The organism is Brevundimonas sp. (assembly GCF_036963785.1).
In the GTDB taxonomy this organism is placed as follows: Bacteria; Pseudomonadota; Alphaproteobacteria; order Caulobacterales; family Caulobacteraceae; genus Brevundimonas.
This window is the reverse complement of record NZ_JBALUS010000002.1, coordinates 494876-521669: the sequence shown is the minus strand read 5'-3', so window position 1 is coordinate 521669 and position 26794 is coordinate 494876. Positions and strand designations below refer to the sequence as shown.

Below are 26794 nucleotides of genomic sequence, written 5' to 3'. Positions count from 1 at the left end.
TTTGCCGCATGGGTTTGAACCCGGGACAGCTTGGGTCTAGAAAGCGCCGAATCCGCCGTCTCCCCGGTGCGCGAGGGCTCATCTGATGAATGCATTTCTGCTCGAATATCTGCCGGTCGTGATTTTCCTCGCGATCGGAGCGGTGATCGGCATCCTGTTCATGGTCGGAGCGTGGGCGCTGGCCCCGTCGAATCCCGACTCGGAGAAGCTGTCGGCCTATGAGTGCGGGTTCAACGCCTTTGACGACGCGCGCATGAAGTTCGATGTCCGCTTCTATCTGGTGTCGATCCTGTTCATCATTTTCGATCTTGAGGTCGCCTTCCTGTTCCCGTGGGCGGTCTCGATGTTCGACCTGTCGACGGGCGGGATGGTCTTCGCCTTCTGGTCGATGATGGTGTTCCTCGGCGTGCTGACCGTCGGCTTTATCTACGAGTGGAAACGAGGAGCCCTGGAATGGGAGTGATCGTCACCCCGGACGGCCGTCCCGCCAGCACAGCGTTTGGCCAGGGCGCCCGGTCCACGGTTCAGGGCTATGACCCCAAGATTCACGACAAGTTCTTTGAGGCCGTGAACACAGAGGTCGGCAAGGAAGGGTTCATGACCGCCTCGCTGGACGACGTCATCACCTGGGCGCGCACCGGCTCGCTGATGTGGATGACGTTCGGCCTGGCCTGCTGCGCCGTCGAGATGATGCAGGCGTCGATGCCGCGCTTCGACATGGAGCGCTTCGGCATGGCCCCGCGCGCCAGCCCGCGCCAGTCCGACCTGATGATCGTGGCCGGCACCCTGACCAACAAGATGGCCCCGGCGTTGCGCAAGGTCTACGACCAGATGCCCGACCCGCGCTATGTCCTGTCGATGGGCAGCTGCGCCAACGGTGGCGGGTATTATCACTACAGTTACAGCGTTGTACGCGGTTGTGACCGGATCGTACCGGTGGACGTGTACGTACCCGGGTGCCCGCCGACGGCGGAGGCCCTGCTGTACGGCCTGCTGCAGCTGCAGAAGAAGATCCGCCGCACGGGGACCATCGACCGATGAGCGCTCTGGAAGCCCTGACCACCCTGGAGACGGCGCTGACTCCGCTGGGCACCGAAATGGTCGCCGAGCTTGGCGTCCAGGCCTATGTCGCGCACGGCGAACTGAATCTGGTCGCGGACCGGGAGGGTATCGTCGAGACGCTGAGCGTGCTGCGCGACCGCTTCGGGTTCCAGCAGCTGATCGATCTGTGCGGCGTCGACTATCCGGACCGCGAGGCGCGGTTCGAGGTCGTCTATCACCTGCTGTCGATGACCCGGAACGTGCGTATCCGGGTCAAGGTGGCGACGGACGAGACCACACCTGTGCCCAGCGTGACGTCGGTCTTCCCCTGCGCCGACTGGTTCGAGCGCGAGGCGTTCGACATGTACGGCATCCTGTTCTCGGACCACCCGGACTTGCGCCGCATCCTGACCGACTATGGCTTCCAGGGGCATCCGCTGCGCAAGGACTTCCCGATGACCGGCTATGTCGAGGTTCGCTACGACGAGGCCGAGAAGCGGGTTGTCTATGAGCCGGTCAAGCTGAACCAGGAGTTCCGCAATTTCGACTTCCTGTCCCCGTGGGAAGGGGCCGACTATCCGGCGCCGGTCCTGCCGGGCGACGAGAAGGCTGCGGCCGGGGACAAGGCATGACCAACCTGACGCCTGCTACCGCCACGGTCGGAACGACCGTCTTCGACGACATGCCGCTGGAGCATGACGGCCGGACCGCGCACGCGCGCGAGATGGACGAGCGCAAATTCACCATCAATTTCGGACCCCAGCACCCCGCCGCGCACGGGGTGCTGCGTCTGGTGCTGGAACTCGACGGCGAACTGGTGACGCGCGTCGATCCGCACATCGGCCTGCTGCACCGCGGCACCGAAAAGCTGATGGAAGCGCGCACCTACCTCCAGAACGTGCCCTATCTGGACCGGTTGGACTACGTCGCGCCGATGAACCAGGAGCACGCCTTCTGCCTGGCCATCGAAAAGCTGCTGATGCTGGACGTGCCGTACCGCGCCCAGCTGATCCGCGTGCTGTTCTCGGAAATCGGCCGGATTCTCTCGCACCTGCTGAACGTGACGACCCAGGCCATGGACGTCGGCGCCCTGACCCCGCCGCTGTGGGGCTTCGAGGAGCGCGAGAAGCTGATGGTGTTCTATGAGCGGGCCTGCGGCGCGCGCATGCACGCCAACTATTTCCGGCCGGGCGGCGTCCACCAGGACATCACGCCCCAGCTGATCGACGACATCGATCGCTGGTGCAAGGAGTTCCCCAAGGCGCTCAAGGACATCGACTCGCTCGTCACCGAGAACCGCATCTTCAAGCAGCGCAACGTCGATATCGGCGTGGTGTCGAAGGAACAGGCGCTGGCCTGGGGCTTCACGGGGGTGATGATCCGCGGCTCTGACATCGCCTGGGACCTGCGCAAGTCGCAGCCCTATGAATGCTATGCCGAGCTGGAGTTCGACGTGCCGGTCGGCAAGAACGGCGACTGCTGGGATCGCTACCTGTGCCGCATGGAAGAGATGCGTCAGTCGGTCCGTATCATGGAGCAGTGCATCCACCGCCTGCGCAACTGTCCCGGCGATCCGGTCATGGTCGAGGACAACAAGATTGTCCCGCCGCGCCGCGCCGAGATGAAGCGGTCGATGGAAGCGCTGATCCACCACTTCAAACTCTACACCGAGGGCTTCCACACCCCCGAGGGTGAGGTGTATGCCGCCGTCGAGGCGCCCAAGGGCGAGTTCGGCATCTATCTGGTGTCAGACGGCACCAACAAGCCGTACCGCGTCAAGATCTCCGCGCCGGGCTTCCGGCACCTGCAGGCGATGGACTGGATGAACCGCGGCCACATGCTGGCGGACGTTTCGGCCATCCTCGGCTCGCTCGACATCGTGTTCGGCGAGGTGGATCGCTGATGCAGGGCTTTGCCGTCCAGCCGGTTTTCACGACCACGCAGGCGATCTGGTTCGCGGCGCTGCTGACGCTGGGCGTCGCGGTGCAGCTGGCCTTTTCGCCGCGCCGTCGGGCGATCATGGGCGGTGTCTCCTTCGCGGCGGCCTCGGCCCTGGTGGCGATGCCAGCGGTGGCCGGCATCACCCTGGTGCGCGGAGCCTATCGTCTGGGCTATCTCGAAGAGGGCAGGGGGTTTCTGGAGGCCAATCTGCGCTCGGTGGTCTGGATGAGCGGCGCCATCATGCTGGGTCAGCTGGTGGTGCGGTTTATTCCGCCATTCTCGCTGCTTACGCGGGCGCTGCGCGATGCCGGTCGGGATGTTTGGAAAGCTCGGGTCGGTCGCTGGATGGGGCGCGCCCGATGAGCCATACCCCGCTGAGTGATCTGGTTCGACAGGGCTGGCAGGTGGTCAGCTATTCCGTCACCGACTCGAGCGGTGAAACCTGGCACCACAACTTCCTGCTGACCCGAAACAGCCAGCACAAGGTCCTGACGGTGCGAAAGAAAATGCTGGGTGACGGTGTCGTCGCCACGGAAATGGAAGTCTGATGAGTGCTTCATTTCTGGGAGCATGGATATCGGTGGGTATCGGGGCCTTTGCGGGCCTCGCGTTTACGCTCGGCTACACGCTCTTGGCCCCCATGATGTTTGCTCGTTTACCTCGACGGGTTGCTCGCATAGCGGTCCTGGAGTTGGCCCCGATCTTCGTCTTTTTTGGAGGTTTGATCGGCCTATCGGCTAGCGCCGGTTTTGCAGTCCCGACCGGCTTGGTGCTGCTCGTTTGGAGCGTCGGCCTTATCGTTGTCGTGCTGGCGATTTATTGGTTGATGGGGCAAGTCCCGGCGGTTGGAAGAAACCGCGCCGCGATGGCCAGCGAATACCCCGAGATGGATACATCCCTTTTTAGCAAGCTCACCGGACAGGGTTCGGCCCGGGCGCGATCCGAGAGGCAGAAAAAGTGAGCGTTCGTCGTCTCGCCAAGGAACAGCCGGCCTCGTTCGCCTTTTCGAAGGCGACCAAGGCCAAGTGCGACTGGTGGATCGCCAAATATCCGGTCGACCGGAAACAGTCGGCGGTCATCCCGATCCTGTGGCTGGTCCAGAAGCAGGAGGGCTGGGTGTCCGAGCCCGCCATCCGCGCCATCGCCGAACTGCTCGAGATGCCGACCATTCGGGTGCTGGAGGTCGCGACCTTCTACACCATGTTCATGCTGGAACCGGTTGGTACCAGCGCCTTGATCCAGGTGTGCGGCACCACGCCCTGCATGCTGCGCGGCGCGGGTGATCTGATGGCCGTCTGCAAGAGCAAGATCGGGCCCAAGGACAAGCTGTCCGCCGACGGTCGCTTTACCTGGCAGGAGGTCGAGTGCCTGGGCGCGTGCGCCAATGCGCCGATGGCCCAGATCAACGACTATTATTTCGAAGATCTGACGGCCGAGACGATGACGCAGATCATCGATGACTTTGCCGCCGGAAAGACGCCGAAGCCGGGCAGCCGCGTGGGTCGCGCCAGTTCCGAGCCCGAGGGCGGGGCGCTGACCCTGACCGATCCCAAGCTGTATGACGGCTCGGCCGCCAAGCCGATCAAGAAACTGCCGAACTCCGAGCCCGAGAAGGCGCCCGCATGACCGAGCGGCCTGATCTCGAAACAGAAGCCGGGCGCGCCGCCTATCGCAAGGAATTGCGGGCCGTCGCCATGCCGGTACGCACCGCAGGTCTGGCGCTGATCCTGCTGGCCGCTGTGTTCGTGGTCGTGGCCTCGCGCGAGATGTTCGGCCTGACCGAGGACGCCATCGTCGTCGGCTATGGCATGCTGGCGTTCGGCTGGGCGCTTGTGATCACCGCCGTCTTCATGCGCACCCGGCACCACCGGCTCCGTATGCAGGAGAAGGGGTGATGGCCGAACAACCCAAGCCGCTCAGCACTGGCAAGCTCTGCCTGATGATCGGTGCGATGGATCTGGTGATCGGACTGGGCTTCGTGGCGGCAGGGCTGAACGGAATGTTCGGCCCGGACACAATGCTGCCGACAGTCGGCGGCGGGGCGGTCGCCCTCACCGGCGTGGGTATGCTTGCCTACGGCGGGTACAAGTTGAGTCAGGCGGATAACCGCCACGGAGATCTGAGCTGACCATGGTTGGTATTCTTCAAGACAAAGACCGCATCTTTACCAACCTGTACGGCCTCCACGACTGGACGCTGGACGGGGCGAAGAGCCGTGGCTGCTGGAATGCCACCAAGGATATGCTGGACCTCGGCCGCGACTGGGTCATCACCAACGTCAAGAACTCGGGCCTTCGCGGCCGGGGCGGCGCCGGCTTCCCGACCGGTCTGAAGTGGTCCTTCATGCCCAAGGAGGTGAAGGACCGGCCGCACTATCTGGTGGTCAACGCCGACGAGTCGGAGCCCGGGACCTGCAAGGACCGCGAGATCATGCGCCATGATCCGCACCTGCTGATCGAGGGTTGCCTGATCGCCAGCTTCGCGATGCAGGCGCACGCCTGTTACATCTATCTGCGCGGCGAATATGTGCTGGAACGCGAGCGCATGGAGGCCGCCGTCAAGCAGGCCTATGAGGCCAAGCTGATCGGCAAGAACAACGTCCACGGCTGGGACTTCGACGTCTACATCCACCACGGCGCCGGCGCCTATATCTGCGGCGAGGAAACGGCCCTGCTGGAAAGCCTGGAGGGCAAGAAGGGCCAGCCGCGGCTGAAGCCGCCGTTCCCGGCGGGCGCGGGCCTGTATGGCTGCCCGACCACGGTGAACAATGTCGAGTCGATCGCGGTGGTGGGGACCATCCTGCGCCGCGGGGCCGAGTGGTTTGCGGGCTTTGGTCGGCCGAATAACACCGGCACCAAGATCATGTCGATCTCGGGCCATGTGAACCGCCCGTGCAATGTCGAAGAGGCGATGTCGATCCCGCTGCGCCAGCTGCTGGAAGACCATTGCGGCGGCGTGCGCGGCGGCTGGGACAATCTGAAAGCCATCATCCCCGGCGGTTCGTCGGTGCCGATGATCACGCGTGAGATGAGCGAGTCCGCGCTGATGGATTTCGACAGCCTGCGCGAGATGCAGTCGGGCCTCGGCACCGCAGCCGTGATCGTCATGGATCAATCGACTGATCTGGTGAAGGCGATTGCCCGCATCGCCTATTTCTACAAACACGAGAGCTGCGGCCAGTGCACCCCGTGCCGTGAGGGCACCGGCTGGATGTGGCGCGTGCTGGAGCGGATGGCCGCCGGCGAGGCCGATCCGACCGAAATCGACCTGCTGCTGGATGTCAGCAAACAGGTCGAGGGCCACACCATCTGCGCCCTCGGCGATGCCGCCGCCTGGCCGGTGCAGGGCCTGATCCGCCATTTCCGTCACGAGATCGAGGACCGCATCTCGCAGTACCGCAGCCGCCGTGCGAACTTCGCCGGCCACGCGATTGCGGCGGAGTAGGGGATGCGATCTGTCGCCCTCGCCCTGACCGGAGCTTTCGCGCTCGCCGCCTGCGGTGAGCCGGCGAGTGAGCCCGCGGATGCACCGGCCGTTGTCGCGCCGGCTTCCGTGTCGACCGCGTCGGGCCCCTCTGCCACGCCGGTGACGCTGAGCGAGGGCCTGATGGCGACCGTGTGCCGGTCGGGTGTCGGCGCCGTCTATGGTCAGCCGGGTGCCGATGTGGTGGTTCTGAATCGCGCCGGCGGCGTGGTCACTGTCGGCTGGCGCGCGCCGGTCGATGGCGGACAACTGACCGCCGAATGCCGGATTGACGGCAACCGGGTGCTGTGGCGGCCGCTGGATCGCCCTGTCGCCGGTGAAAACCGCTGGATGGACCAGCCGGGCGATCCGGTGGTCACCTATTCGCTGGACGGCTCGACCCTGACGGTCAGCCAGAGCCTGCCTGATGGAACGACGACGACGACCGCTGAGGCCGTCACGACTGAAGAAGAGGCCCGCTGATGCCCGTCGCCAAGGTCAACGGCGTAGACGTCGAATTCGAGCCCGGCATGACCGTGCTGCAGGTGGCGGAGCGCGCCGGGGAGGAGATCCCGCGCTTCTGCTATCACGAGCGGCTGTCGATCGCCGGCAACTGTCGCATGTGCCTGGTCGAGGTGAAGCCCGGACCGCCCAAGCCGCAGGCGTCGTGCGCTCTGCCGGCCGCCGATGGCCAGGAAATCTTCACCGATACGCCGATGGTCAAGAAGGCCCGCGAAGGGGTGATGGAGTTCCTGCTCATCAACCACCCGCTGGACTGCCCGATCTGTGATCAGGGCGGCGAATGCGACCTTCAGGACCAGGCCATGGGCTATGGCCGCGACGGCTCTCGCTATGCCGAGAACAAGCGCGCGGTCGAAGAAAAGCACATGGGTCCGACCATCAAGACCTATATGACGCGCTGCATCCAGTGCACGCGCTGTGTGCGCTTCATCACCGAGGTGGCGGGCGTTCCGGACATCGGCATGATCTCGCGCGGCGAAAGCGCCGAGATCACCACCTATCTGGAAAGCTCGGTGAACTCGGAACTGTCGGGCAACGTCAACGACCTGTGCCCGGTCGGCGCACTGACACACCGCCCGTGGGCCTTCCACTATCGGCCTTGGGAACTCAAGAAGACCGAGACCATCGACGTCATGGACGCCCTGGGCTCGAACATCCGTGCCGACGCGCGCGGGTCCGAGGTCATGCGGGTGCTGCCGCGCGTGCATGAGGGCATCAATGAGGAATGGCTGTCGGACAAGAGCCGCTATGTCGTCGACGGCCTGACGACGCGGCGGCTGGACCGCCCGTTCGTGCGCGAGAACGGCAAGCTGCGCGCGGCAACCTGGGACGAGGCGCTGGGCGCTGTCGCCGACAAGCTGAAGGCGGCTGCGGCTGACCGGATCGGCGTGGTCGCGGGCGACCTGCAGGACGCCGAGTCGATGAAGGCTGCGCTGGACCTGTTCCGCGGGCTGGGTTCGCCTCACACCGACTGCCGTCAGGACGGATCGCCGCTGGGCGGTGACGCCCGTGAAGGCTGGCTGTTCAACTCGGGCCTGGTCGGGATTGAGGCGGCGGACGCCGTGCTGATCGTCGGCGCCGATCCGCGCGTCGAGGCGCCGCTGCTGAACACCCGCCTGCGCAAGATCTGGCTGGCGGGCAAGGCCGAGGTCGCCCTGATCGGCGAGCAGGTCGATCTGAGCTATGATTACAACTGGTTGGGCGCGGGATCGAAGACGCTGTCGAAGCTGCCCAAGGCCGCGACCGACATGCTGTCCAAGGCCGAACGTCCGGCCATCATCGTCGGCGCAGGCGCGCTGGCGGGCGAGACCGGGCCGGCGGTACTGAACGCGTTGGGGGCCCTGGCGAAGAAGCACGGCGTGATCGCCGACGGCTGGAACGGCTTCAATGTGCTGCACACGGCGGCCAGCCGCGTCGGCGGTCTCGACATGGGATTCGTCCCGGGCGAGGGCGGCCTGTCGGCCACGGACATGGTCAAGAAGGGCCAGCTGGACGTGCTGTTCCTGCTGGGCGCCGACGAGATCGACGCCTCGGCCTCGGGCGCCTTCACCGTCTATCTGGGCAGCCACGGCGACCGCGGCGCGCATGGCGCCGACGTCATCCTGCCGGGTGCGGCCTATACGGAGAAGTCCGGCCTGTATGTGAACACCGAGGGACGGGTGCAGATGGCCGAACGGGTTGTCTTCCCCAAGGGGCAGGCCAAGGAAGACTGGGCCATCCTGCGCGCCCTGTCGGAGCGGGTCGGCCACACCCTGCCGTACGACACCCTGGACCAGCTGCGCGCCAAATTGATGGCCGATCATCCGACGTTCGGGCGGATCGACTATCTGGCGCCGGCGGCGGCCTTCGATCCGTCGACGCTGGGCATCAAGGGCGATCTGGGCGATGTCGCCTTCGCCAGCCCGATCCGCGACCCCTATCTTTCCAACCCGATCGCGCGGGCCAGCGCGACCATGGCCGAGCTGTCCGCCCAGCGGATCGCCCCGGTCGCGATGGCGGCGGAGTAAGCCATGGACAACGGTTTCTGGAATTCCCCGCTCGGATGGACGCTGGCCTCGACCGGCGCGGCGCTGCTGATCAGTGTCGGCGTGCTGCTGGCCGTCGCCTTCCTGCTGCTGGCGGATCGCAAGATCTGGGCGGGCGTGCAGATGCGCAAGGGCCCGAACGTCGTGGGTCCGTTCGGCCTGCTGCAGTCGTTCGCCGACATGCTGAAGTTCGTGCTGAAGGAAATCGTTGTACCGGCCGGGGCCGACAAGACGGTGTTCCTGCTGGCGCCGATCATCACCGTGATCCTGGCCTTCATGGCCTGGGCCGTCATTCCGTTCGCGCCCGGCTGGGTGATGTCGGACCTGAACGTCGGGATCCTCTACATCTTCGCGGTGTCGTCGCTGGGCGTGTACGGCATCATCATGGGAGGCTGGGCCTCCAACTCGAAATACCCGTTCCTAGGCGCGCTGCGCTCGGCGGCACAGATGGTGTCCTATGAGGTCTCCATCGGTCTGGTGATCATCAATGTGATCCTGCTGTCCGGGACGATGAACCTGACGTCGATCGTGACCCAGCAGGACGGCTGGATCTGGAACTGGTTCGCCTTCGGCGGCGGGGCCGGCACCTGGCCGACCGTGCTGATCATGTTCCCGATGGCGATCATCTTCTTCATCTCGGCCCTGGCCGAGACCAACCGCCCGCCGTTCGACCTGCCCGAAGCCGAGTCCGAGCTCGTGGCCGGCTATCAGGTGGAATACAGCTCGACGCCGTATCTGCTGTTCATGATGGGCGAGTACGTCAACATCGTCTTCATGTGCGCCATGATCAGCATCCTGTTCTTCGGAGGCTGGAACCCGGGCTTTGACGTGGCCCTGATCGGCCTGCCGGACTGGCCGCAGTGGGCGGCGAACCTGTTCTATCTGCTGGTCCTGTGCAGCAAGATCGTCTTCTGGTTCTTCATGTTCGCCATGGTGAAGGCGTTCGTGCCGCGCTATCGCTATGACCAACTGATGCGGCTGGGCTGGAAGATCTTCCTGCCGACCTCGCTGGTGGCGGTTGTGGCCGTGTCGGCCTGGCGTGTCTTCGTGGTGGGCTCGTGATGCGCGCCAACCCCCTGATCGCCGTGATGCTACTCGCGACCGGCGTCGCGGGTTGCAACTTCACCCGACCGTTGGGCGAGGTGCCGGCGCCCGGCTCGACCGCCGAGCGGCTGGAGCGCCGCGAGCGTCAGGAACGCGCCGAGACCGACCGTATCGTGCGGTGTCAGTCGCTGGATCGGGATGATCCGCGCTGGGACCGTGACTGCAAGAACCGCCGCTGAGCCCCGCAACCAAAGATCGCTTTGACATGATTTCCCGTATCAAACAGACCGTGAAGGGGGCCCTGCTGGTTGACGCCGTGGGCGCCTTCTTCCTGACCTTCGGCTATCTGCTGAAGCCCAAGATGACGGTGAACTATCCGTTCGAGCGGAACCCGCAGTCGCCGCGCTTCCGGGGCGAGCATGCCCTGCGTCGCTATCCCAATGGCGAAGAGCGCTGCATCGCCTGCAAGCTGTGCGAGGCCATCTGTCCGGCCCAGGCCATCACCATCGAATCCGAGCCCCGCGCCGACGGCAGCCGCCGCACGACCCGCTACGACATCGACATGGTCAAGTGCATCTACTGCGGCCTGTGCCAGGAAGCCTGCCCGGTCGACGCGATCGTCGAGGGTCCGAACAGCGAATTCGCCACCGAGACCCGCGAGGAGCTGTATTTCGACAAGGCCCGCCTGCTGGACAACGGCGACCGCTGGGAGCGCCAGATCGCGCGCAACCTCGAAATGGACGCGCCGTACCGGTGATGAGCACCCTGTCCCGTCATAGCCTGATCCGACCGGCCTGCGGCCTTGGCAATTCCGGACCCACAGGTCTAGAAGGGCGCCGCGCGTCCGAAGGGGGCGACTCGGTCCCCCACACCGCTTTTGTTTCAGCCGGAGCCGTCGAGTGATTGCATCGATCGCCTTCTACCTGATGGCCACCGCCACCGTCGTCGCGGCCCTGCTGGTCGTCACGGCCCGCAACCCCGTGCACTCCGTGCTGTGGCTGATCCTGGCCTTTTTCTCGGCGGCCGGCCTGTTCGTGCTGATGGGCGCCGAGTTTCTGGCCATGCTGCTGGTCGTGGTCTACGTCGGCGCCGTCGCCGTGCTGTTCCTGTTCGTGGTCATGATGCTGGACGTCGACTTCGTGCGTCTGCGTGAGGGCTATGCGCGCTATCTGCCGCTCGCCGCCATCGTCGCCGGTGTCCTGCTGGCCGAGATGATCATGATCACCCTGGCGGTCGTGCAGGGCGGGGTGGCCGCAGATGCCACCGTGCCGGCGGTCGCTACGGCCGACCGGACCAATATCGAGGCGATCGGTCGTGTGCTCTACACCGACTATGTCTACTTCTTCCAGGCGGCGGGGATTGTGCTGCTGGTGGCCATGATCGGCGCCATCACCCTGACGCTGCGCCACAAGCCGGGCATCAAGCGTCAGAAGGTCGCCCAGCAGGTCGGTCGCGAAGCGGGCAAGGCCATGGAGGTCAAGTCGATCCCGACCGGCCAGGGCGTTTCCTCCGAGGAGCTTTCCTGATGGACATCACCCTGTCCCACTATCTGGCCGTGGGGGCCATGCTGTTCACCATTGGGGTGTTCGGCATCTTCGTGAACCGCAAGAACGTCATCATCATCCTGATGTCGATCGAGCTGATCCTGCTGGCCGTGAATATCAATTTCGTCGCCTTCTCGACCCATCTGAACGATGTGGCCGGGCAGATCATGGCGATGTTCGTGCTGACCGTCGCGGCGGCTGAGGCGGCGGTCGGACTGGCCATTCTGGTGACCTTCTTCCGTAACCGCGGCGACATCGCCGTGGACGACGCTTCCGTGATGAAGGGCTGATCGACGTGAGCTTCGAAACCCTGATCACTCTGGGGATTTTTGCCCCGCTGCTCGGTGCGGCGATCGCGGGCCTGAGCGGGCGCCGGATCGGCAACCTTGCGTCCCAGAGCGTTACCACCGGCCTTCTGTTCTTTGCCTGTGCCGTGGCCTGGACGGTCTTTGCCCGTCACACCTGGGGCGGCATGGACGCCTTCACCATCGAGCTTCTGCCCTTCATCAATGTCGGGGACTTCCAGTCGGTCTGGTCGATCCGCATCGATGCCCTGTCGGCCGTGATGCTGATCGTGGTGACGACGGTGTCGTCGCTCGTGCACCTCTATTCCTGGGGCTATATGGCCGAGGACCCCGACAAGCCGCGGTTCTTCGCCTATCTGTCGCTGTTCACCTTCGCCATGCTGGCGCTGGTCACCGCCGCCGACTTCATGCAGCTGTTCTTTGGCTGGGAAGGGGTGGGGCTGGCGTCCTATCTGCTGATCGGCTTCTGGTACAAGAAGCCCACGGCCTCGGCGGCCGCCATCAAGGCGTTCGTCGTCAACCGCGTCGGCGACTTCGGCTTTGCCCTGGGCATCATCACCATCTTCTGGATGTTCGGCACGATCCAGTTCGCCGAGCTGTTCCCGATGATTGCGGACCGCGCGGGAACCGGCTGGAGCTTCCTCGGCCACGAGTGGTCGGCGCTGGATCTGGCGGGTGTGCTTCTGTTCATCGGCGCCATGGGCAAGTCGGCCCAGTTCTTCCTGCACACCTGGCTGCCCGACGCCATGGAGGGCCCGACCCCGGTCTCGGCCCTGATCCACGCGGCGACCATGGTCACCGCCGGCGTCTATATGGTCTGCCTGCTCAGCCCGATCTATGAATATGCCCCGGTCGCGGCCCAGATCATCGCAATCACGGGGGCGATCACGGCCCTGTTCGCGGCGACTGTCGGTCTGGCCCAGAACGACATCAAGCGGGTCATCGCCTATTCGACCTGTTCGCAGCTGGGCTACATGTTCTTTGCGGCGGGCATCGGCGCCTATCAGGCCGCCATGTTCCACCTGTTCACCCATGCCTTCTTCAAGGCCCTGCTGTTCCTGGGTGCCGGGTCGGTGATCCACGGCATGCACCACGAGCAGGACATGCGGAAGATGGGCGGTCTCGCCCGTCTGCTGCCCATCACCTACGGCGTCATGATGATCGGCACGATCGCTATCACCGGCCTGGGCATTCCCGAGCTGAAGTGGGGCTTCGCCGGCTTCTATTCCAAGGACTCGATCCTCGAGAGCGCCTTTGCCGCCGGGGCCGACAATCCGGTCGGCATGTTCGTCTTCTTCATCGGCCTGTTCGCTGCCGGGCTGACGGCCTACTATTCATGGCGTCTGGTGTTCATGACCTTCCACAACAAGCCGGCGTGGAAGGAAGAGGGCGCCCATCATGCAGACGACCACGCGACCGACGCCCAGCTGGAAACCCATTCCGAGCCGATCGCCGACGGTCACGCCCATGACGACCATGCCCATGACGATCACCATCATCACGGTCCGCTGAAGCCGCACGAGAGCCCCTGGGTCATGATCGTGCCGCTTCTGGTGCTGGCGGTCGGTGCCGTGGCTTCGGGCTTCACCTTCTACGACCAGTTCGTCGGCCATCACGAGCACGACTTCTGGCGCGGGGCCATCTTCAGCGGTCCGGACAATCATGTGATCCACGACAGCCACGAGGTCCCGACCTGGGTGCTGTGGGCGCCGCTGGTCGTGTCCGGTCTGGGGACCCTGATCGCCATCTATGTCTATGTGCTCAAGGAAGGGCTCGGCCGCCGTATGGCCGAGCGCGGCGGACCGCTGCACACCTTCTTCTACAACAAGTGGTTCTTCGACGAGCTGTACGACTTCGTCTTCGTGAAGGGGGCGAGGGCGATCGGCGATCTGTTCTGGAAGATCGGCGACGTGAAGATCATCGACGGGCTGGGCCCGAACGGGGCCGCCTGGGCCTCGCTGAAATCCGCGGCGCGACTGTCGAAAATCCAGTCGGGCTACGTCTATCACTATGCGTTCGTGATGCTGCTGGGCGTGGCCGGTCTGCTCGCCTTCGCCATCGCCACCTGGGGGGGCTGATCGCGTGTCCCTGTTGATGTCTCACATCCTGAGCCTCGTCACCTTCCTGCCGCTCGTCGGGGCTGGCGTACTGTTGGCCGTGCGCCTTCTGGGCAAGTCGGACGCCTCGGTCGCGCCAGCCGCGCGTCGGATCGCCTTCACCACGACGCTGATCACCCTGGCGGTGTCGATCCTGCTGGTGGCGCGCTTCGATGCCTCGAACGCTGCCTATCAGTTCGTCGAACACTATCAGTGGTTTGCGGGCGCCGCCTATCACATGGGCGTGGACGGGATCTCGATCCTGTTCGTCCTGCTGACGGCCTTCCTGCTGCCGCTGTGCATCCTGGCCAGCTGGACGACCATCAAGGAGCGGGTGGCGGACTACATGATCGCCTTCCTGGTGCTCGAGACGCTGGTGATCGGCGTCTTCACCTCGCTGGACCTGTTCCTGTTCTACATCTTCTTCGAGGGCACCCTGGTCCCGATGTTCCTGATCATCGGCATCTGGGGCGGACAGAACCGCATCTATGCGGCCTACAAATTCTTCCTCTACACCCTGCTGGGGTCGGTGCTGATGCTGCTGGCCATGCTGTGGATGGCGGCGGAAGCGGGCACGACCTCGATCCCGCTGCTCAAGGAGTATGCGTTCAGCGAGGGCGTGCAGCCGCTGCTGTGGCTGGCCTTCTTCGCCTCGTTCGCGGTCAAGATGCCGATGTGGCCGGTCCACACCTGGCTGCCCGACGCCCACGTGCAGGCGCCGACGGCCGGTTCGGTTATCCTGGCGGGCATTCTGCTGAAGCTGGGCGGTTACGGCTTCCTGCTGTTCAACCTGCCGATGTTCCCGCAGGCCTCGGAAATGTTCCGTCCGCTGGTGTTCGCCCTGTCTGCCATCGCCATCGTCTACACCTCGCTGGTCGCCTTCCGTCAGACCGACATCAAGAAGCTGATCGCCTATTCGTCGGTCGCCCACATGGGCTTTGTCACCATGGGCATCTTCGCCGGCAATGATCAGGGCGTGCAGGGCGCGGTCTTCCAGATGCTGAGCCACGGCCTGATCTCGGGCGCGCTCTTCCTCTGCGTCGGCGTGGTCTATGACCGGATGCACACCCGTGAGATCGCCTTCTACGGCGGGCTGACGTCGAAGATGCCGTGGTTCGCGGCCATCTTCCTGATGTTCACCATGGCCAATGTCGGCCTGCCGGGCACCTCGGGCTTCATTGGCGAAATCCTGACCCTGACGGCGGTCTATGAGGTATCGACCTGGACGGCGTTGTTTGCGGCTTCGGGCGTGATCTTCTCGGCCGTCTATGCGCTGACCCTGTACCGCAACGTCATGTTCGGTGAGATCACCAACCCGGCGCTCAAGGCCATCACCGACATCGACCGGCGCGAGCTGATCGTCTTCGTGCCCCTGATCGTGGGGACCCTGTGGCTGGGCGTCTATCCGGCGGCTGTGCTTGACCTGACCTCGACCTCCGTCGAGGCCCTGACTGCCGGCTTCCGTGCCGCGATCGGTGGATGAGATCCGATATGCCTGACCTGTCCTCCGCCCTGAACCTCGCCGCCTCTGAAGTGACCCTCGCCGTGGGGGCCATGGTGCTGCTGCTGCTCGGCGCCTTCATGGGCGAGAAGTCGACCCGACTGATCTCGATCCTGTCGGTGGCCCTGCTGGTTGCGGCCTCGGCGCTGGCGATCAATGCCCCGCTGGGCCAGGCCTTCAACGGCGCCTTCGTTGCCGATCCGCTGGCGGTCTATGGCAAGGTGGCCATCTATCTGCTCAGCGCGGTGGCCGTGGTGCTGGGTGACGGCTGGATGGCGCGCACGCGCATCGCCCGGTTCGAATATCCGGTCCTGATCGTGCTGGCCTCGGTCGGTATGGCGATGATGGTGTCGTCGGGGGATCTGATCTCCCTCTATGTCGGGATCGAGCTGCACTCGCTGGCCCTCTATGTCCTGGCCGCCTTCCACCGCGACGACCTCAAGGCCTCCGAGGCGGGGCTGAAGTATTTCGTGCTGGGCGCGCTGTCGTCGGGCCTGCTGCTGTATGGCGCCAGCCTGATCTATGGCTTCTCGGGCTCGATGCGGTTCGAGGATATCGCTCAGTCGGCGCGTTCGGTGGCCGACGGCGGCTCTGCCGGTCTGATCTTCGGCCTCGTCTTCCTGATCTGTGGTCTGGCGTTCAAGGTTTCGGCGGCGCCGTTCCACATGTGGACGCCCGACGTCTATGAGGGCGCGCCGACGCCGGTCGTGGCCCTGTTCTCGACCGCGCCCAAAATGGCCGCCATGGTGCTGGTCGCCCGGGTGCTGAGCGAGGGCTTTGGCGCCATCCACGACCAGTGGGCCCAGGTGCTGGTCCTGATCTGTCTGGCATCGTTTGTGGTGGGCGCCATCGGCGGCCTGGCCCAGCGCGATCTTCAGCGGCTGCTGGCCTATTCCTCGATCGCCAACATCGGCTACGCCCTGCTGGGCATTGTTGCGGGCACCGAGGCGGGCCTGCAGGCCATGCTGATGTTCATGACCCTGTATGTGATCGACCAGATCGGCTTCTTTGCCGTGCTGCTGTCGCTGTCGCGCGGGGGCAAGCCGATCCGCCGGATCGCCGATCTGGCCGGGCTGAAGAAGACGCGACCGCTGACGACCGTGGTCCTGACCATCCTGTCGCTGTCGGTGCTGGGTATGCCGCCGTTCTCGGGCTTCTGGGGCAAATACTATGTGTTCGGGGCTGCGGCCGACGCCGGCTACTGGATGGTGGCAGCAGCGGGTCTGGTGGCCTCGGTTGTGGCGGCCTTCTACTATCTGCGGATCATCAAGCTGATGTGGTTCGACCCGCCGATTGATGAGCAGGCGACCGACGCCCAGCCGATCGAGGCGCGCACCCTGGCCCTGGCCTCGGCGGCGTTCGCCTTCCCGGTGGTGATCATCGGTCTGACCTGGCTGGAGCCGCTGACCGCCATCGCCGCATCCGGTTTCGGAGCCGGGTAGGGCGGTGTCGCCCGCCGAACTGCTGATTCTCGACGAGATCGACTCCACCAATGCCGAGGCCCGGCGACTGGCAGAGGCCGGGCACACCGGGCCGATCTGGATCGCCGCACGGCGCCAGAACGCGGGTCGCGGACGACGCGGCCGGGCCTGGTCCAGCCAGACCGGCAATCTGGCCGCCACCCATCTTTCGGTGACCCACCGCCCCCCGGCGGAGGCGGCGCAAACCGGCTTTATCGCCGCGCTGGCGGTGGCCGATCTGCTGGACCATTACGTCCCACCTGCCTGCGTGACGATCAAATGGCCCAACGACGTGCTGGTCGAGGGGCGAAAGATCTCGGGCATCCTCGTCGAGTCGGGGCCCGCGCCGTCCGGTGGCCTGTGGCTGGCCGTCGGCATCGGCGTAAACCTTGCCCATGCGCCGGACGACGTAGAGCGCCCGGCCACCGCCGTCGCCCAGCATCTGGCCGAGGGGGTCCTGCGTCCGCCGACGCTGGAGGCGGCCCTGCCGGTCCTGGCCGAGGCCTGGGCGGGGTGGACCACGCGGCGCGAGGCTTTGGGGTTCGAGGTGATCCGCGATGCCTGGACCCGGCGCGCCCATGGCCTGAACGCCCCGGCTGTCGCCCGGCTGGGACATGAGACCGTCGAGGGTGTGGCCGAAGGTCTCGCCGATGACGGCGCGCTGCGTCTGAGGCTGGCCGATGGCTCACTTCGGCTTATATCCGCAGGCGACGTCTTTTTTGGAGAAAGCGCCTGATGCTGCTGGCGATCGAACAGGGCAACACCAACACGCTGTTCGCCGTGCATGATGGCGAGCGCTGGATTGCCCAATGGCGCACGGCCACCGCCGCCAGCCGCACAGCCGACGAATACGCCGTCTGGTTGACCCAGCTGCTGTCGATGCGCGGGCTGGACCTGAAGGCGCTGCACAGCTGCATCATCTCCAGTGTCGTGCCGCAGTCGATCTTCAATCTGAGGAATCTGTCGCGACGCTATCTCGACGTCGAGCCCATGGTCATCGGCCAGAACGTCGACCTGGGGATGCAGGCACGCATCGAAAAGCCGTCGGAGGCCGGGGCCGACCGGCTGGTCAACGCCATTGGCGCGCATCTGAAATACCCCGGCGATCTGATCGTGATTGATTCCGGTACCGCCACCACCTTTGACGTGATCGCAGCGGACGGCGCGTTCGAGGGTGGGGTGATCGCGCCCGGCATCAATCTCTCGCTGCAGGCGCTGCACGAGGCGGCCGCCATGCTGCCGCGCATCGCCATCCAGCGCCCGGATCGCGTGATCGGCAAGGACACGGTGACCAATATGCAGGCGGGCGTGTTCTGGGGCTATATCTCGCTGATCGAGGGTCTGGTCGAGCGTATCAAGGCCGAGTGGGGCAAGCCCATGACGGTCATCGGCACCGGGGGCGTCGCCTCCCTGTTCGAAGGCGCGACCGACCACATCGACCATTTCGATCCTGACCTTACTCTTCGCGGCCTGCTGGACGTCTGGCGTCGCAACTCCGGAAAGACGGCATGAGCAAATCCAAAACCGACGAACTGGTCTTCCTGCCGCTGGGCGGGTCGAACGAGATCGGCATGAACCTGAACGCCTACGGCTTCGGTCCGGCGAACGATCGCAAGTGGATCCTGGTCGATGTCGGGGTGACCTTCGGCGATCACACCACGCCGGGCGTCGATGTGATCGTCCCGGATCCGACCTTCCTTGAGGGCGAGACCATCCTCGGCATCGTGCTGACCCATGCGCACGAGGACCATATCGGGGCGCTGGGCTGGCTGTGGCCGCGTCTGAAGGCGCCCCTCTATGCGACGCCGTTCACCGCCTATCTGATCCGGGAGAAGCTGCGCGACGCGGGCCTCGGCGACCGGGTGAAGATCCATGAGGTGCCGCTGGGCGGGACCATCGACCTGGACCCCTTCCACATCGAGATGGTGACCATTACCCACTCGACCGCCGAGCCGAACGGCCTGGCCATCACCACCCCGCTGGGGCTGGTGCTGCATACCGGTGACTGGAAGATCGACAACGACCCGGTCGTTGGCGAACGCACCGATATCGAGACGATTCGCCGTCTGGGTGACGAGGGCATCCTCGCCATGGTGTGCGACTCCACCAATGTGTTCGTTGAGGGCACAGCAGGGTCCGAGGGCGAGGTCCGCGACGCCCTGGCCGAACTGATCGGCAGCCTGTCGGGCCGGATTGCGGTGGGTTGTTTCGCCTCGAACGTCGCGCGTCTGGACAGCGTGGTCCGCGCCGCAGAGGCCGCAGGCCGCCGCGTAGCTCTGGCCGGACGGTCGATGCACCGGATCACGGCAGCGGCCAAGTCGGTCGGCATGCTGTCGGACATCAAGCCCTTCCTGAGCGAGGAAGAAGCCCGGCGCTGGCCTGCGGATCAACTGCTGTACCTCTGCACCGGCAGTCAGGGCGAATCGCGCGCCGCCCTCTCGCGCGTGGCCGAGGGCAATCACCCCTTCATCAAGCTGGGCAAGGGCGATCACTGCATCTTTTCGTCGCGCATGATCCCCGGTAACGAGCTGGCCATCGGCCGCCTGCAGGATGCCCTGTCTGAGCGTGGCGTGCGCATCTACACCGACCGGGATCATCCGGGGATCCACGTGTCGGGCCACCCGTGCCGCGACGAACTGCGCCAGATGTATCAGTGGGCGCGTCCGCAGATCGCCATCCCGACCCATGGCATGCGCCGCCACATCGCCGAGCACGCCCTGCTGGCCAAGGAAATGCAGGTGCCGGAGACCGTGACCCCGCGCAACGGCGACATGGTCCGTCTGGCCCCCGGACCGGCAGCGATCATCGACGAAGTGCCCTCGGGCCGTCTGTTCGTCGACGGCGGCATGCTGGTCGAGGAAATGGGCGAGGCCCTGCGCGAACGCCGCCATGCGGCGTCGAACGGCCTGATCCTGGTCAGCTTCGCGCTGGACCGGCGGGGCAAGCTGGCCTCGAGCATCGATGTGCGCGGCATTGGCCTGCCGGGCGACGAGGATCAGCCGCTGGGCGATCTGCTGGACGAACTGGCCGAGCGGGCCGAGGATGCGGTTCGCAAGCTGAAAGGCGAGGCGCTGGAGGACGAAATGGTCATCGAACAGGCTGTGGCCCGCACCCTCAAGAAGGCCAGCCAGGGCATCTGGGATCGCCGTCCCATCGTTGAAACCATTGTGCTGAGGGTGTGAGCATGATCGGTCGTCTGAACCACGTCGGCGTTGCCACGCCGTCGATTGAAGCCAGTGTCGCCATCTACCGCGACCTGCTGGGCGCGACGAAGGCGCATGCGCCGTTTGACCTCCCGGCGCAGGGCGTAAGGGTCTGCTTCGTCGACCTGCCCAACAGCCAGATCGAGCTGATCGAGCCGCTGGGAGACGACAGCCCGATCCATGGATTTCTGGCCAAGAACCCCAAGGGCGGCCAGCACCACGTCTGTTTCGAGGTCGAGGACATTCTGGCCGCGCGCGACGCGCTTCGGGCCAAGGGGGCGACCATCCTCGGCACGGGCGAGCCGCGCATCGGGGCCCATGGGACGCCCATCCTGTTCGTCCACCCGAAGGACATGGGCGGTGTTCTGGTTGAACTGATGGAAACGCCGAAAGACGGAGCACACTGATGCCGATCGGTCCGATCACCATGTTTGCCATCTATGTCATCTGCTGGTGGGTGGCGCTGTTCACCATCCTGCCGCTGGGCATGAACCAGCAGGATCAGGCTCCGCCGACCGACGGGGCCCAGTGGGGCGCGCCGGACAAACCGAACCTCAAGAAGAAGTTCATCACCACCACCTGGGTGGGCGCTATCCTGTGGGCCGTGATCATGGCCGTGATCTTTCTGGGCCTGATCCCCATCCCGGAAGTCAGCGCGACCTAAGCTTGGCCACAGACTGGTCTAGCTTTTGGACCAACGTCCCGGCTAAAGCACAGCGAGACCCTGCTGCTTCATCCTGGATGTGCCCATGCGCCTGTCGCGCTATTTCCTGCCCACGCTGAAAGAGGCGCCCGCCGACGCCCAGATCGTCTCGCATCAGCTGATGCTGAGGGCGGGTCTGATCCGTCAGGAAGCGGCCGGCATCTATGCCTGGCTGCCGCTGGGCCTGCGCGTCCTGCGCCGGATCGAGCAGATCGTGCGCGAGGAACAGGAGCGGGCAGGGGCCGTCGAGCTGCTGATGCCGACCCTGCAGCTGGCCGACCTGTGGCGCGAGTCGGGCCGCTATGACGCCTATGGTCCCGAGATGCTGCGCATCAAGGACCGGCACGAGCGCGAGCTGCTGTACGGCCCGACCAATGAGGAGATGATCACCGACATCTTCCGGGCCTATGTGAAAAGCTACAAATCCCTGCCGCTGAACCTGTTTCACATCCAGTGGAAGTTCCGCGACGAGCGGCGCCCCCGCTTCGGCGTGATGCGCGGTCGCGAATTCCTGATGAAGGATGCCTATTCCTTCGATCTGGACGAGGCCTCGGCCCGCAAGGCCTACAACCGCATGTTCGTGGCCTATCTGAACACCTTTGCCCGCATGGGGCTGAAGGCCGTGCCCATGCGCGCGGATACCGGCCCGATCGGTGGCGACCTGAGCCACGAGTTCATCGTTCTGGCAGAAACCGGCGAAAGCCAGGTGTTCTGCGACCGCAAGCTGGTCGAGATGCCGGCCCCGGGCGGGGAGGTCGACTGGAACGACCTGCAGTCCATCGTTGACGAGCGCACCGCCCTCTATGCGGCCACCGAAGAGATGCACGAGGCCCCGCGCTTCGAGGCCGAGACCCCCGAAGGCGACCGCCTGACCGCGCGCGGCATCGAGGTCGGCCACATCTTCTACTTCGGCACCAAATATTCGACGCCGATGAAGGCGCGCGTGCAGGGCCCGGACGGGCGCGACGCAGATGTGCACATGGGCAGCTATGGCGTCGGTGTATCGCGTCTGCTGGGTGCCATCATCGAGGCCAGCCATGACGCCTCCGGCATCATCTGGCCCGACGCTGTGGCGCCGTTTGATGTCGTCGTGATCAACCTGCGGGCCAGCGACGAGGGCGTCTGCAATGCCTGCGAGGAGGCGGTCAATCGTCTGGAAGCGCTGGGCAAGGACGTGCTGTACGACGACACCGACGAGCGCCCGGGCGGCAAGTTCGCCACGGCCGACCTGATCGGTATTCCCTGGCAGCTGACCATCGGACCCAAGGGTGTGGCCGAGGGGGTCGTCGAGCTGAAGCGTCGCGCGACCGGCGAAAAGCTGAGTGTGCCGCTGGATGAGGCCATCGCCCGGCTGACCGCATGACCGATACCGCCGAGAAGACCCCCAAGCCCGCCGGGCCTTTCTCCGCCTGGGAGATCGGACTGGCGCTGCGTTACCTGCGGGCCAAGCGCAAGGAGGGCGGCATCGCCCTGATCGCCATCATCTCCTATGTCGCCGTGGCCCTGGCGGTCATGGCGCTGATCGTGGTGATGAGCATCATGGCCGGCTTCCGCGCCGAGTTGCTCAGCCGGATGCTGTCGTTCGATGGCCATATGTATGTTCAGGGTCAGGTCCTGAACGATCCGGAGCGCGATCTGGCGCTTGAGCGCCTGCGCGAGATCCCCGGGGTCATCAGCGTCACGCCGCTGGTTCAGTCGCCCGCCATGTTCCAGGCGTCGGGCCGGGCGACCGGGGGGCTGGTGCGCGGCATCCGGCCCGAGGACCTGACCTCGATGACCTATGTCTATGACAGCCTGTCCCAGACGGCGCGCGACATGTTCGGCAAGGGCGACTACGGCGGCGACTATGTGCTGATCGGCAAGGCCCTGTCCGAGGAACTCGGCATCGGGGTCGGGTCGCCCATCACCCTCTATTCCCCGACAGGGGCCGACAGCGCCTTTGGCAATCTGGGGGGGCTGTCCAAGACCTATGTGGTCGGCGGCATCTTCAGCTCGGGCACGGCGGACTACGACCGGGCCTTCGTCTTCATGCCGCTGGAGCAGGCGCAACTGTTCTTCGGCAAGGAGGGCCTGTGGGACGTCATCGAGATGAAGACGACCGAGCCCGACCGGGTCGAGACCCTGAGAGAGCCTGTCAGGACAGCGGTCGGTGACGGCAATCTGGTCAGCGACTGGCGCGACCGGCTGGCCGCCTTCTGGGGCGCGCTCAAGGTCGAGCGCGTGGCCATGAGCATCATCCTGGGCCTCGTCGTGGCGATCGCCGCGCTCAACATCATTTCCGGCATCGTCATGCTGGTGAAGAACAAGACCCGCGACATCGCCATCCTCCGAACCGTGGGGGCCAGCCAGTTCTCCATGCTGCGGATATTCTTCGTCTCCGGTGCCGCCATCGGTATCGCCGGCACGGTCACGGGTCTGGTGCTGGGCCTGCTGTTCTGCCTCAACATCGGCGCCATCCAGCATTTCCTGGAGTGGGTGTTCCAGACCGAACTGTTCAACGCCGACGTCTATATGCTGGACGCGGTGCCGGCGCTTGTGGACCCCATGGACGTGTTCTGGGTGGCGATGTGGTCCTTCTTCATGAGCTGTGTGGCCGGGCTGATCCCGTCCTGGCAGGCTGCCAAGCTCGATCCGGTGGAGGCCCTTCGCTATGAATAGTGTCGCCCCCGCCGTGCTGTCCGTGCATGACCTGACCCGCACCTATGACACCGCCGCCGGCGGCCTGACGGTGCTGCGCGGCGTCAATCTGGATGTCCGGCCCGGAGAGATCGTCGGCCTGATCGGGCCGTCCGGTTCGGGCAAGTCCAGCCTGCTGCATGCGGCGGGCCTGCTGGAGCATCCCACCTCGGGCGAGGTCCGCATCGACGGGGAGGCGGTCGGTGACCTGCCCGAGCGGGCGCGCACCCACATCCGTCTGGCACGGATCGGTTTCGTCTATCAATTCCACCATCTGCTGCCGGAATTTGATGCCCGCGATAACGTGGCCCTGCCGCTCCGTATCGCGGGGCACGGGCTCGGCGCGGCGCGCGCGCGGGCCGAGGAGTTGCTGGTCGCCCTGGGTCTGGCGGACCGGCTGACCCATCAGCCGTCGCAGCTGTCGGGGGGCGAACGTCAGCGCGTGGCCGTGGCCCGGGCCCTGGCCAACCGGCCGCGCCTGCTGCTGGCCGATGAGCCGACCGGCAACCTCGATCCGGCTACCAGCCAGACGGTGTTTGAGGCCCTGCACGATCTGGCCAAGAAGTCCGGCGTGGGGGCCCTGATCGCCACCCACAACATGGAACTGGCCGGCCATATGGACCGCGTCTTTGCGCTCAAGGACGGCCATCTGGAAGAACGGCCGGCGCAGAGCCAAGCCTACTGAGCACTCAGGGTCTGGGCAGAGGGCTCAGGTCCGCAAACGCCGGCGTGCCCTTCGTGGCCCGGGCCTGAATCGCGCCCAGGATGTCGGCCGTGTTCCAGATGGAGCCCTGCATGACGGCGGCCCATTCCAGGCCGTCGGCGACCGTGTGGTCGCGGGCATAGGTGATCGCCGCCTTCGAGCCCGAGATCGCGAGCGGGGCCTTGGCCGCAATGCCGTGAGCCATCTCCAGGGCGGCGGCCAGCACGGAGTCGGCATCCGGCAGCACTGCATTGACGAAGCCCAGGCGCTCGGCGCGGTCCGACGTCAGACTGGTGCCCAGATAGGCCAGTTCGCGGACCACGCCTTCGGGTAGCAGACGCGGCAGGCGTTGCAGGCTGCCGACATCGGCCATCATGCCGATGTTGATCTCCTCGATGCGGAAATACGCCCCCTCGGCGGCCAGCCGCAGGTCGCAGGCGGCGATCATATCCAGCCCCGCGCCGACGCAGGCCCCCTGAACCGCGGCGATCACCGGAAAGCGCACCCGCTCCAGCACCGACAGGGCGTCCTGCAGGTCGCGCGCCGCCTGATGGAAGGCCTGACGCTCGGCGGCGGTATCGGTGCCGAGGATGGCGCCGTCCGAGAAGACCGAGATGTCCATCCCGGCGCAGAAATTCCGTCCCTCGCCCGACAGGACCAGCGCCCGCACATCGCCACCGGCGTCCAGATCCTTCAGCGCCGGACCGAGCCCCCTCCAGAAGCGCATGTCGAGCGCATTGGACGCTTCCGGGCGTGACAGTCGCAGATGGGCCACGGCGCCGTCGCGGGTGATCCGGAAGGGAAGGGAGTCGGTCATGTCGCGGGCCATCGTTATTTCAGGTCATCCCATGCTATCGGTTTTCCATCGAAATGCACTGGAGGACCGCGCCGATGTCGCTCAACGGGAAAACGCTCTTCATCACGGGGGCCAGCCGGGGGATCGGGCTGGCGATCGGCCTGCGCGCGGCCAGGGACGGCGCCAATATCGTGATCGCCGCCAAGACCGCCGAGGCGCACAAACACCTGCCCGGCACCATCTATTCCGCCGCCGAAGAGATCGAGGCCGCGGGGGGTAAGGCCCTGCCGCTGGTCGTGGACGTCCGCAGCGAGGAATCGGTCATGGCGGCGGTCGAGGCCACGGTCGAACGGTTCGGCGGCATCGACATCTGCGTCAACAATGCCTCGGCCATCCAGCTGACCGGCACCCTGGCCACCGACATGAAGCGCTATGACCTGATGCATCAGGTCAACGGGCGGGGGACGTTTCTGGTCTCCAAGGCCTGCATCCCGCATCTGAAGCAGGCGGCCAATCCGCATGTTCTGGCCCTGTCACCGCCGCTGGACCTGTCGCCCCACTGGTTCGGCTCGCACGTCGCCTATTCGATGGCCAAGTACAATATGAGCCTGGCGATGCTGGGCATGGCCGAGGAGTTCAAGGGTGACGGTATCGCCTTCAACGCCCTGTGGCCCCGCACGGCCGTCGCGACTGCGGCCATCGAGTTTGCCCTGACGGGCAAGGAGGGGCTGGCCCACTGTCGCACGCCGGACATTCTGGCCGATGCGGCCCACGCCCTCTTCTGCCTCCCCGCGCGCGAGAATACGGGCCGGTTCCTGATCGACGACAGCTTCCTTTACGAGCAGGGGGTGCGGGATTTCGACGTCTATCGCGTCGATCCGACCAAGCCGCTGATGCCGGACTTCTTCGTCCCGGCCGACAGCGTCCCGCCGCCCGGCGTCAAGATCGGCTGAGGCTCATTCGACCGCGGCATCGCCCCAGACCCGGCGCAGGGCCGGGCTGCGGCGACAGCCGATCCGGTAAGCTTCGTAGCGGGCGGGATTGCGCTGGGCGTAGTCCTGGTGCTCCCGGCCTGCGGGCCAGAAGCGGGCGGCGGCAATGACCGGCGTGGTGAAGCTCTGGCCCAGGGCGCGCTCGGCCGCTGCGCGCGAGGCATTGGCCGCCGGCCGCTGTGCCGCTGTGGCAAAGACGGCGGTCTCATAGCTGGGGCCGCGATCGCAGAAGGCGCCGCCGGGATCGGTGGGGTCGATGGTCCGCCAGAACCGGTCGACCAGAGCCCGGTAGCTGACGACGGTCGGGTCAAAGGTGACCTGGATCGCCTCCCGGTGGCCTGTGCCGCCCCGGACGACCTGGGCATAGGTCGGATTGGCGACGGTGCCCCCCGCGAAACCGGAGACCACGGACGATACCCCCCGGACGTTCTCGAACGCCTTTTCCGCCGACCAGAAACAGCCACCGGCAAAGACGGCGACCTGGCTGCCCGGAGGCGGGGCCTCGGCGGGTGCGGGCGGGGCGGGGCTGCAGGCGGCGATCAGGGCGGCGAGCGCAATCAGGAAACGGGTCATGACTCTGGATACGAGGCCCGAAGCCGAAAGGTTTCAAGCCCCGCCTGTTGACAGAGAACGGAAACAGAACATAGAACAGAAGCAGAACATCATCACGGAGGCTGATCATGGCGCGTTGGGTTCGGGAAATGTTGTCGCTGGCATCGTGCGGCGGCTTTGTCTGGATGGCCTGGCAGGCGGCCCTGCTGGCCTATTGATCCACCGAGCT

At 65.5% G+C, this 26794-nt stretch carries 32 protein-coding genes; 30 read left to right on the top strand and 2 right to left on the bottom strand.

Annotation, left to right across the window (positions count from 1 at the left end; translation table 11 throughout):
• Nucleotides 1-85 precede the first annotated feature (85 nt).
• The 29 genes from V7672_RS06195 to V7672_RS06055 all read left to right on the top strand — a co-directional run bounded on the left by V7672_RS06195 (nt 86) and on the right by V7672_RS06055 (nt 24207).
• Complete coding sequence (locus V7672_RS06195) at nt 86-463, top strand: NADH-quinone oxidoreductase subunit A (protein ID WP_123286763.1); 378 nt, start codon at nt 86-88, stop codon at nt 461-463.
• Entirely contained in the window at nt 454-1041 is a 588-nt protein-coding gene (locus tag V7672_RS06190; RefSeq protein WP_286691410.1) for a NuoB/complex I 20 kDa subunit family protein, read from the top strand. The genes V7672_RS06195 and V7672_RS06190 overlap by 10 nt, the downstream gene beginning before the upstream one ends.
• A 23-nt stretch (nt 1042-1064) precedes the next feature.
• Complete coding sequence (locus tag V7672_RS06185) at nt 1065-1673, top strand: NADH-quinone oxidoreductase subunit C (RefSeq protein WP_335623824.1); 609 nt, start codon at nt 1065-1067, stop codon at nt 1671-1673.
• Between the two features lie 50 nt (nt 1674-1723).
• Entirely contained in the window at nt 1724-2944 is a 1221-nt protein-coding gene (locus V7672_RS06180; protein ID WP_335623823.1) for an NADH-quinone oxidoreductase subunit D, read from the top strand.
• Complete coding sequence (locus V7672_RS06175; RefSeq protein ID WP_335623714.1) at nt 2944-3345, top strand: hypothetical protein; 402 nt, start codon at nt 2944-2946, stop codon at nt 3343-3345. The genes V7672_RS06180 and V7672_RS06175 overlap by 1 nt, the downstream gene beginning before the upstream one ends.
• Entirely contained in the window at nt 3342-3530 is a 189-nt protein-coding gene (locus V7672_RS06170; RefSeq protein WP_286691412.1) for a hypothetical protein, read from the top strand. The genes V7672_RS06175 and V7672_RS06170 overlap by 4 nt, the downstream gene beginning before the upstream one ends.
• The gene (locus V7672_RS06165; RefSeq protein WP_335623713.1) at nt 3530-3943 is read left to right on the top strand and encodes a hypothetical protein; all 414 of its coding nucleotides are present in this window, start codon (nt 3530-3532) and stop codon (nt 3941-3943) included. The genes V7672_RS06170 and V7672_RS06165 overlap by 1 nt, the downstream gene beginning before the upstream one ends.
• Complete coding sequence (nuoE, locus tag V7672_RS06160) at nt 3940-4608, top strand: NADH-quinone oxidoreductase subunit NuoE (RefSeq protein ID WP_335623712.1); 669 nt, start codon at nt 3940-3942, stop codon at nt 4606-4608. Before V7672_RS06165 ends, nuoE begins: the two co-directional genes overlap by 4 nt.
• Nucleotides 4605-4877 carry a hypothetical protein gene (locus V7672_RS06155; RefSeq protein WP_335623711.1) on the top strand — a complete coding sequence of 91 codons (273 nt, stop codon included), beginning with the start codon at nt 4605-4607 and terminating at the stop codon, nt 4875-4877. Before nuoE ends, V7672_RS06155 begins: the two co-directional genes overlap by 4 nt.
• A complete protein-coding gene (locus V7672_RS06150) occupies nt 4877-5110 on the top strand; it encodes a hypothetical protein (protein ID WP_335623710.1) in 234 nt (77 codons plus the stop codon). The genes V7672_RS06155 and V7672_RS06150 overlap by 1 nt, the downstream gene beginning before the upstream one ends.
• A gap of 2 nt (nt 5111-5112) precedes the next feature.
• A complete protein-coding gene (gene nuoF / locus V7672_RS06145) occupies nt 5113-6426 on the top strand; it encodes an NADH-quinone oxidoreductase subunit NuoF (protein ID WP_335623709.1) in 1314 nt (437 codons plus the stop codon).
• A gap of 3 nt (nt 6427-6429) precedes the next feature.
• Nucleotides 6430-6927, top strand: coding sequence for a hypothetical protein (locus tag V7672_RS06140; protein ID WP_335623708.1), 498 nt, complete (start codon nt 6430-6432; stop codon nt 6925-6927).
• Nucleotides 6927-8972 carry an NADH-quinone oxidoreductase subunit NuoG gene (gene nuoG / locus V7672_RS06135; RefSeq protein ID WP_335623707.1) on the top strand — a complete coding sequence of 682 codons (2046 nt, stop codon included), beginning with the start codon at nt 6927-6929 and terminating at the stop codon, nt 8970-8972. Before V7672_RS06140 ends, nuoG begins: the two co-directional genes overlap by 1 nt.
• 3 nt (nt 8973-8975) lie before the next feature.
• A complete protein-coding gene (gene nuoH / locus V7672_RS06130; protein ID WP_335623705.1) occupies nt 8976-10052 on the top strand; it encodes an NADH-quinone oxidoreductase subunit NuoH in 1077 nt (358 codons plus the stop codon).
• Complete coding sequence (locus V7672_RS06125) at nt 10052-10273, top strand: hypothetical protein (RefSeq protein ID WP_335623704.1); 222 nt, start codon at nt 10052-10054, stop codon at nt 10271-10273. Before nuoH ends, V7672_RS06125 begins: the two co-directional genes overlap by 1 nt.
• Nucleotides 10274-10299: 26 nt before the next feature.
• Entirely contained in the window at nt 10300-10791 is a 492-nt protein-coding gene (gene nuoI / locus V7672_RS06120) for an NADH-quinone oxidoreductase subunit NuoI (protein ID WP_226634294.1), read from the top strand.
• A 142-nt stretch (nt 10792-10933) separates the two neighbouring features.
• On the top strand, nt 10934-11560 hold the full coding sequence (locus V7672_RS06115) for an NADH-quinone oxidoreductase subunit J (protein WP_335623703.1): 627 nt from the start codon (nt 10934-10936) through the stop codon (nt 11558-11560).
• Nucleotides 11560-11868, top strand: a complete 309-nt coding sequence (gene nuoK / locus V7672_RS06110) for an NADH-quinone oxidoreductase subunit NuoK (protein WP_123286749.1) — start codon at nt 11560-11562, stop codon at nt 11866-11868. Before V7672_RS06115 ends, nuoK begins: the two co-directional genes overlap by 1 nt.
• Nucleotides 11869-11873: 5 nt before the next feature.
• Nucleotides 11874-13961: an NADH-quinone oxidoreductase subunit L gene (nuoL, locus tag V7672_RS06105; protein WP_335623702.1), complete on the top strand. Its 2088-nt coding sequence runs from the start codon at nt 11874-11876 to the stop codon at nt 13959-13961.
• Between the two features lie 16 nt (nt 13962-13977).
• Nucleotides 13978-15462: an NADH-quinone oxidoreductase subunit M gene (locus tag V7672_RS06100; protein WP_335623822.1), complete on the top strand. Its 1485-nt coding sequence runs from the start codon at nt 13978-13980 to the stop codon at nt 15460-15462.
• Nucleotides 15463-15470: 8 nt separating this feature from the next.
• Nucleotides 15471-16922, top strand: coding sequence for an NADH-quinone oxidoreductase subunit NuoN (gene nuoN, locus V7672_RS06095; protein WP_335623701.1), 1452 nt, complete (start codon nt 15471-15473; stop codon nt 16920-16922).
• A 4-nt stretch (nt 16923-16926) separates the two neighbouring features.
• Entirely contained in the window at nt 16927-17676 is a 750-nt protein-coding gene (locus tag V7672_RS06090; protein ID WP_335623700.1) for a biotin--[acetyl-CoA-carboxylase] ligase, read from the top strand.
• Entirely contained in the window at nt 17673-18452 is a 780-nt protein-coding gene (locus V7672_RS06085) for a type III pantothenate kinase (RefSeq protein WP_335623821.1), read from the top strand. Before V7672_RS06090 ends, V7672_RS06085 begins: the two co-directional genes overlap by 4 nt.
• Nucleotides 18449-20122, top strand: coding sequence for a ribonuclease J (locus V7672_RS06080; protein ID WP_335623699.1), 1674 nt, complete (start codon nt 18449-18451; stop codon nt 20120-20122). The genes V7672_RS06085 and V7672_RS06080 overlap by 4 nt, the downstream gene beginning before the upstream one ends.
• Nucleotides 20123-20124: 2 nt before the next feature.
• A complete protein-coding gene (mce, locus tag V7672_RS06075) occupies nt 20125-20550 on the top strand; it encodes a methylmalonyl-CoA epimerase (protein ID WP_335623698.1) in 426 nt (141 codons plus the stop codon).
• Complete coding sequence (locus tag V7672_RS06070; RefSeq protein ID WP_335623697.1) at nt 20550-20807, top strand: DUF1467 family protein; 258 nt, start codon at nt 20550-20552, stop codon at nt 20805-20807. The genes mce and V7672_RS06070 overlap by 1 nt, the downstream gene beginning before the upstream one ends.
• An 85-nt stretch (nt 20808-20892) precedes the next feature.
• Nucleotides 20893-22209: a proline--tRNA ligase gene (gene proS / locus V7672_RS06065; protein WP_335623696.1), complete on the top strand. Its 1317-nt coding sequence runs from the start codon at nt 20893-20895 to the stop codon at nt 22207-22209.
• Entirely contained in the window at nt 22206-23504 is a 1299-nt protein-coding gene (locus V7672_RS06060) for a lipoprotein-releasing ABC transporter permease subunit (protein ID WP_335623695.1), read from the top strand. The genes proS and V7672_RS06060 overlap by 4 nt, the downstream gene beginning before the upstream one ends.
• Nucleotides 23497-24207, top strand: coding sequence for an ABC transporter ATP-binding protein (locus V7672_RS06055; protein ID WP_335623694.1), 711 nt, complete (start codon nt 23497-23499; stop codon nt 24205-24207). Before V7672_RS06060 ends, V7672_RS06055 begins: the two co-directional genes overlap by 8 nt.
• Before the next feature lie 4 nt (nt 24208-24211).
• Here V7672_RS06055 and V7672_RS06050 read toward each other — a convergent pair whose 3' ends face one another.
• Nucleotides 24212-25042, bottom strand: a complete 831-nt coding sequence (locus tag V7672_RS06050) for an enoyl-CoA hydratase-related protein (RefSeq protein WP_335623693.1) — start codon at nt 25040-25042, stop codon at nt 24212-24214.
• A 74-nt stretch (nt 25043-25116) separates the two neighbouring features.
• On the opposite strand from V7672_RS06050, the gene V7672_RS06045 reads away from it, so the two are divergent.
• Nucleotides 25117-25974 (top strand): SDR family oxidoreductase, encoded by an 858-nt coding sequence (locus tag V7672_RS06045; RefSeq protein WP_335623692.1) that lies wholly within the window; start codon nt 25117-25119, stop codon nt 25972-25974.
• A 3-nt stretch (nt 25975-25977) separates the two neighbouring features.
• Here V7672_RS06045 and msrA read toward each other — a convergent pair whose 3' ends face one another.
• Complete coding sequence (msrA, locus tag V7672_RS06040) at nt 25978-26586, bottom strand: peptide-methionine (S)-S-oxide reductase MsrA (RefSeq protein WP_335623691.1); 609 nt, start codon at nt 26584-26586, stop codon at nt 25978-25980.
• Nucleotides 26587-26794 lie beyond the last annotated feature (208 nt).

What these genes read in the sequence shown, in the direction of transcription:
- V7672_RS06195 (WP_123286763.1), top strand. Translation starts at nt 86, where the DNA reads ATGAATGCATTTCTGCTCGAATATCTGCCGGTCGTGATTTTCCTCGCG.
- V7672_RS06190 (WP_286691410.1), top strand. Translation starts at nt 454, where the DNA reads ATGGGAGTGATCGTCACCCCGGACGGCCGTCCCGCCAGCACAGCGTTT.
- V7672_RS06180 (WP_335623823.1), top strand. Translation starts at nt 1,724, where the DNA reads ATGCCGCTGGAGCATGACGGCCGGACCGCGCACGCGCGCGAGATGGAC.
- V7672_RS06175 (WP_335623714.1), top strand. Translation starts at nt 2,944, where the DNA reads ATGCAGGGCTTTGCCGTCCAGCCGGTTTTCACGACCACGCAGGCGATC.
- V7672_RS06170 (WP_286691412.1), top strand. Translation starts at nt 3,342, where the DNA reads ATGAGCCATACCCCGCTGAGTGATCTGGTTCGACAGGGCTGGCAGGTG.
- V7672_RS06165 (WP_335623713.1), top strand. Translation starts at nt 3,530, where the DNA reads ATGAGTGCTTCATTTCTGGGAGCATGGATATCGGTGGGTATCGGGGCC.
- V7672_RS06155 (WP_335623711.1), top strand. Translation starts at nt 4,605, where the DNA reads ATGACCGAGCGGCCTGATCTCGAAACAGAAGCCGGGCGCGCCGCCTAT.
- V7672_RS06150 (WP_335623710.1), top strand. Translation starts at nt 4,877, where the DNA reads ATGGCCGAACAACCCAAGCCGCTCAGCACTGGCAAGCTCTGCCTGATG.
- nuoF (WP_335623709.1), top strand. Translation starts at nt 5,113, where the DNA reads ATGGTTGGTATTCTTCAAGACAAAGACCGCATCTTTACCAACCTGTAC.
- V7672_RS06140 (WP_335623708.1), top strand. Translation starts at nt 6,430, where the DNA reads ATGCGATCTGTCGCCCTCGCCCTGACCGGAGCTTTCGCGCTCGCCGCC.
- nuoG (WP_335623707.1), top strand. Translation starts at nt 6,927, where the DNA reads ATGCCCGTCGCCAAGGTCAACGGCGTAGACGTCGAATTCGAGCCCGGC.
- nuoH (WP_335623705.1), top strand. Translation starts at nt 8,976, where the DNA reads ATGGACAACGGTTTCTGGAATTCCCCGCTCGGATGGACGCTGGCCTCG.
- V7672_RS06125 (WP_335623704.1), top strand. Translation starts at nt 10,052, where the DNA reads ATGCGCGCCAACCCCCTGATCGCCGTGATGCTACTCGCGACCGGCGTC.
- nuoI (WP_226634294.1), top strand. Translation starts at nt 10,300, where the DNA reads ATGATTTCCCGTATCAAACAGACCGTGAAGGGGGCCCTGCTGGTTGAC.
- nuoK (WP_123286749.1), top strand. Translation starts at nt 11,560, where the DNA reads ATGGACATCACCCTGTCCCACTATCTGGCCGTGGGGGCCATGCTGTTC.
- V7672_RS06100 (WP_335623822.1), top strand. Translation starts at nt 13,978, where the DNA reads ATGTCTCACATCCTGAGCCTCGTCACCTTCCTGCCGCTCGTCGGGGCT.
- nuoN (WP_335623701.1), top strand. Translation starts at nt 15,471, where the DNA reads ATGCCTGACCTGTCCTCCGCCCTGAACCTCGCCGCCTCTGAAGTGACC.
- V7672_RS06080 (WP_335623699.1), top strand. Translation starts at nt 18,449, where the DNA reads ATGAGCAAATCCAAAACCGACGAACTGGTCTTCCTGCCGCTGGGCGGG.
- mce (WP_335623698.1), top strand. Translation starts at nt 20,125, where the DNA reads ATGATCGGTCGTCTGAACCACGTCGGCGTTGCCACGCCGTCGATTGAA.
- V7672_RS06070 (WP_335623697.1), top strand. Translation starts at nt 20,550, where the DNA reads ATGCCGATCGGTCCGATCACCATGTTTGCCATCTATGTCATCTGCTGG.
- proS (WP_335623696.1), top strand. Translation starts at nt 20,893, where the DNA reads ATGCGCCTGTCGCGCTATTTCCTGCCCACGCTGAAAGAGGCGCCCGCC.
- V7672_RS06060 (WP_335623695.1), top strand. Translation starts at nt 22,206, where the DNA reads ATGACCGATACCGCCGAGAAGACCCCCAAGCCCGCCGGGCCTTTCTCC.
- V7672_RS06055 (WP_335623694.1), top strand. Translation starts at nt 23,497, where the DNA reads ATGAATAGTGTCGCCCCCGCCGTGCTGTCCGTGCATGACCTGACCCGC.
- V7672_RS06050 (WP_335623693.1), bottom strand. Translation starts at nt 25,042, where the DNA reads ATGACCGACTCCCTTCCCTTCCGGATCACCCGCGACGGCGCCGTGGCC.
- V7672_RS06045 (WP_335623692.1), top strand. Translation starts at nt 25,117, where the DNA reads ATGTCGCTCAACGGGAAAACGCTCTTCATCACGGGGGCCAGCCGGGGG.
- msrA (WP_335623691.1), bottom strand. Translation starts at nt 26,586, where the DNA reads ATGACCCGTTTCCTGATTGCGCTCGCCGCCCTGATCGCCGCCTGCAGC.